This window comes from Limnofasciculus baicalensis BBK-W-15, from assembly GCF_024178385.1.
GTDB classification, from domain to species: Bacteria; Cyanobacteriota; Cyanobacteriia; order Cyanobacteriales; family Coleofasciculaceae; genus Limnofasciculus; species Limnofasciculus baicalensis.
In genome coordinates this window covers 1-4,392 of the sequence record NZ_JAMZMM010000439.1, presented here as the reverse complement: position 1 = coordinate 4,392, position 4,392 = coordinate 1, and the positions used below count along the sequence as shown (strand labels likewise).

Annotated in this window: 4 protein-coding genes; 3 read left to right on the top strand and 1 reads right to left on the bottom strand. The window is 40.7% G+C overall.

Annotated features, from left to right (window positions below; genetic code table 11):
- Positions 1-171: 171 nt before the first annotated feature.
- A complete protein-coding gene (locus tag NJ959_RS26140; protein ID WP_254014687.1) occupies positions 172-723 on the top strand; it encodes a Uma2 family endonuclease in 552 nt (183 codons plus the stop codon).
- Between the two features lie 243 nt (positions 724-966).
- On the opposite strand, the gene NJ959_RS26135 is transcribed toward NJ959_RS26140, so the two are convergent.
- Positions 967-2,679 (bottom strand): helicase HerA domain-containing protein, encoded by a 1,713-nt coding sequence (locus NJ959_RS26135; RefSeq protein ID WP_254014686.1) that lies wholly within the window; start codon positions 2,677-2,679, stop codon positions 967-969.
- A gap of 231 nt (positions 2,680-2,910) precedes the next feature.
- Here NJ959_RS26135 and NJ959_RS26130 point away from each other — a divergent pair, with 231 nt between their 5' ends.
- On the top strand, positions 2,911-3,207 hold the full coding sequence (locus NJ959_RS26130) for a hypothetical protein (RefSeq protein WP_254014685.1): 297 nt from the start codon (positions 2,911-2,913) through the stop codon (positions 3,205-3,207).
- 60 nt (positions 3,208-3,267) lie between these two features.
- Complete coding sequence (locus NJ959_RS26125; protein WP_254014684.1) at positions 3,268-4,206, top strand: tetratricopeptide repeat protein; 939 nt, start codon at positions 3,268-3,270, stop codon at positions 4,204-4,206.
- Positions 4,207-4,392 lie beyond the last annotated feature (186 nt).

The window sequence follows — 4,392 nt, the reverse complement described above, 5'->3', positions numbered from 1 at the left end:
GGGGTTGTTGTCTATTCGGGAAAATCTGATTTTGTGGGTGATGCGATCGCGCTTATCGCTAAAATATAAGTAAAAGCGGCTGATAGACTTAATTTACTGAAAAAAACTTTGCGTACCTTGGCGATCCTTTGCGTTAGAATCCAAAATAATTTAACATGGTAGAACAACATTATGACTTTTATTGCTGCTAAGTGGACGATTGCCGAATATCACCAAATGATTGCTGCTGGAATTCTCAGTAATCGCAAAATTGAACTACTTCATGGAGAAATTGTCGAAATGCCACCAGAAGGAGAACCTCATGCTTATGGTAGTCATGAAGCTAGTTACTATTTAACCCAATTATTAGGTAATCGGGCTACAATACGCCAAGCTAAACCCATTACTCTACCTAATAACTCGGAACCTGAACCAGATGTTGCTATTGTCCAACGTTTAGGACGCGATTATCGACAACATCATCCCTACCCAGAAAATATATTTTGGTTAATTGAGTATGCCAACTCTAGTTTAGAAAAGGATTTAGAGATAAAAAGCAAAATCTATGCCGAAGTTGGTATTCCAGAATATTGGGTAGTCAATCTGAAAAAATCCCATTTGGTAGTATTTCGAGATCCTTTAGATGGAGAATATGCTACAAAAACAACCCTAAGCACAGGAGAAATAAAATCACTGGCATTTCCTGATATTTCTATTTCAGTAGCACAAATTATTAATAGTTGACTGGCAAGTATTATAACCCGCCAGAGAATAAATTCTCTGTCTAACAGCTTAAGTCCATTGAAATGGACTAAAAATAATCTTCAGCTTATATCAATTACCATTAGTTTGTAGTAGGCACTTCAGTGCCTCCTCTATTTCGTTAGTTTGTAGTAGGCACTTCAGTGCCTCCTCTATTTCCAAGCACTGAAGTGCTTACTACGAACATGAGATTTAAAATATTTTGGAGATGTCTAATAAGATACCTCAAAACCCCAAATCCGCCTTACCAATTTCCGCCGCCGCAAACACCACTTCATCCGACTCCTCACCCCAAGCAACATCCCCAATTTCCCGATAGAATTTTTGGTCATAAGCACGAGTCTTAATCACTACTGGCATAGGTACAGCATGACCTAAAATTAAAGCTTGTTGTTTAGAATCTAACTTAGCTAAAACCGATCTTAAACTCTGTCCCCCCGACACTCCCGTAAATATAGCGTCAATATCCTTATCATCATTGAGCAAACAGGTAATTCTTGTCCCTATCTGAGACATTACCTCATTATCAATCCCCGACGGACGCTGATCTACAATAAGTAATGTTACAAAATATTTCCGCATTTCACGGGCAATAATACCAAAGATTGTTTGCCTTACTGTCGCTGGGTCGAGAAAACGGTGAGCTTCTTCTATTGTAATCACTAATTGACGCGGGCGATCGCTAGGATTTTTCGACTGGAGGAATCTTTCTGCTTTCTGGACGTATTTACTGTGAATGCGGCGAGTCATTAGGTTGGTTACTAACATATAAGATAGCATGTTAGACTGAGAACCAAATTCTACGACTACATGCTTACCTGAATCTAAGATTTGTAATATCTGATCGATATAATTATGAGGTGCAGCACTCCGCATATATTTCAATTCTTCCAAACGCATCAGCTTCCGCTGCAAAGCCATAATGGAAGACTTATTTCCCCGCCTAGTATCGCAAAACTCCTGAATTTCCTCGTTTGTCATATTCAGGAGGTTAGTAATCCAAGACTTGCCAAACTCATTCCGTAAAATAATGGCATTTTCCAGACTCGCCTCAGATAAATTCAATTCCTGACGCACTAACGCAATATCTTCAACTTCAATTTGGTCGTAATTGAGATATAATGCTTGAGCATCTTTAATTCCGCGCCGCTTAGTAGATTCGGGATCTAGAGTATAAACTTGTACCTGAGAAGGAAACAACTGTCTTAACCCTTTCACTGTACTAAATTGTTTCCCCTCAGAAACAGCTTCCCAACCATATTCTGAGTGCATATCGAAAATTAAATTAACCGCTGCCTGCTTCCGAATAATTCCCGATAATAATAACCGCGTTAAGAAAGATTTCCCTGTGCCAGATTTGCCAAAAACACCATTACTCCGTTCCACAAATCTATCTAAATCAAGACATATAGGAACCTCCATGTCAAGAGGTTGTCCGATGGCAAAATTGCGTTTATGAGGATCGTCTTCCCAACCAAATACTGCTCTAAAATCTCGCTCGCTAGCATCATAAACTTGAGAAAAGTGACTAGGAATAGTCTTAACGGGCAGTAATTCCATATCCTCACTACTTTGAACTTGAAATGAGGCTAAAGAAGTATTACCATTGAGATCGACACCTTTCTGTTTGGTACTAAGTTCTTGAGGAGTAAACATCAGCATCGGTGTCAGATTCACCGTACCGAAAGTACCACTACCAGCTAACACATCTAATAAAAAGTCATCATTAGGATCTGGAGGGTTAGCTAGAATACGCTGACTCGAAGTACCCAAGGATATATCTGTTAGCATACAGAAAAAGCGCGATCGCATTCCCTTCACCACCAAAAACTTTCCCACCCGCATATCCTCCACCGAGATATCAGGCAGCAATCGCACTTCTAAGCCTAATGATAGAGAACCTTGAATAACTAAACCTAATGGTCGATCTAAATTCATCGCTATAATTGCTTAACTCCGTCAATCATATCTTAAAAACCCTATGCTACCCCATCCGTTACATCCGTTACATCCGTTACCTCATCCGTTGCCAAATCTGCCATCTCACCGATACCGATAGGGTGCGTTAGCTACGCATAACGCACCCGACAAAAGACTTTTCGTAAGTTTTGTTATAATAAAATCAAATTATGCCCAGTAACAATTATTATTTCCACTGGAATACTATCTGTGACACTTGAAGAAATTGACCAACTAATCGCTGACTGGAGAACAAAAATCGACCTAGTAAGCCATGATCTCATGGACTTACACGGATTGTCAACCTACCAAAGACTTGCTGGTGAGGCTGGATTCCCCCAAGTACAACTAACGGGAATTACAGAAATGGAGGTGAATCCAGCATTGGAAGCAATGAACGAGTTATTTCAACATTTTAACTTACTCCTGGATGTAATTGATAGCGATTCTCTTCCCCTCATCTCCGCCGACGAAATGGCGGATCAACTTATCGGTGTACTACGATAAGTAGTAGCCTTAGAAACTAATACTCCCCGCCCCGTTTCCAGTACGGTATTCAGCGGTGATATGCTAGCCTTAACTAATAGTAACGACTTCGATGCCATCCAACCAGACTATCATCAACTACCCATACCAACCCTAGACTTATCCGATCAAAGTTTTAACGCTATCCTTAATGCCAGTGCAATTCCCGAACCCATTAAACGGGTAGTAAACTTACAAATAGTTGTCGATCAATTTCCCACCTCAGTAGAAGGAAAACTACGACTAGCCAATAGTTTAATTGATATTAGCGATTACGATGAAGCCGAGCAAATTTTAACAGAAGTAGAAAAAAAAGACCCCTGGGACTGGCGCGTGCTATGGTATAAAGGACGCTCCTTAATGGCACAAAAGAAAGGCAAAGAAGCACAAGCCGCATTTGACCAAGTATACTTTGACTTACCAGGAGAATTAGCCCCGAAACTCGCCCTCGGATTAGCAGCAGAATTAGCAGGAAATTCCCAATTAGCCATCAAAATGTATGACCTAGTATCCCGGACAGATCCTAGTTATACCACAGCCGCATTTGGTTTAGCCCGTTGTCTGAGTCATAGCGGAAATCGAAAAGCGGCGGTAGCGGCATTGGAAAGAGTACCCCAGACTTCTAGTTTATTTACGCGATCGCGAGTCGAAGTAGCCAGAACCTTAATAAATATTCAACATTCCCCACCAGGCACAACAGAATTACAAGAAGCTTCCAGCGCAATAGAAACCCTAACTCTAGAAGGGATGGACTGTTATCGATTAGCCAAACAAGTCTTAGAAACAACACTAAATTTAGTTACATCTAAGACAGTTTCCCCAGTATCCTCTATTAAAATATTAGGACAACCTATGGAAGAATTACATTTGAGACAGGGGTTAGAAAAAGCCTTGCGCGATATGGCGCATCTGGTGACAGGGGAGGAGAAGATTCGGTTGGTTGATGAGGCAAATCGAGTCCGCCCGAGGACTTTATTGTGAATTTTGTGGGGAAGGGCGTTTTTCAACGCAAAGGTGCGCGAAGGTAAGCTCATAGACGCGCAGCGGCTTCTCGTAGAGTAGGTACGCAAAGAATAAAAGAGAATTCTGGGTGGGATGGCTATTTTATAATAAATAACCACCATGTCCAAATTTTTAGTAATAAAGGTGAGTAATAATGAATAATTC

What these genes read in the sequence shown, in the direction of transcription:
- NJ959_RS26140 (WP_254014687.1), top strand. Translation starts at nt 172, where the DNA reads ATGACTTTTATTGCTGCTAAGTGGACGATTGCCGAATATCACCAAATG.
- NJ959_RS26135 (WP_254014686.1), bottom strand. Translation starts at nt 2,679, where the DNA reads ATGAATTTAGATCGACCATTAGGTTTAGTTATTCAAGGTTCTCTATCA.
- NJ959_RS26125 (WP_254014684.1), top strand. Translation starts at nt 3,268, where the DNA reads ATGCTAGCCTTAACTAATAGTAACGACTTCGATGCCATCCAACCAGAC.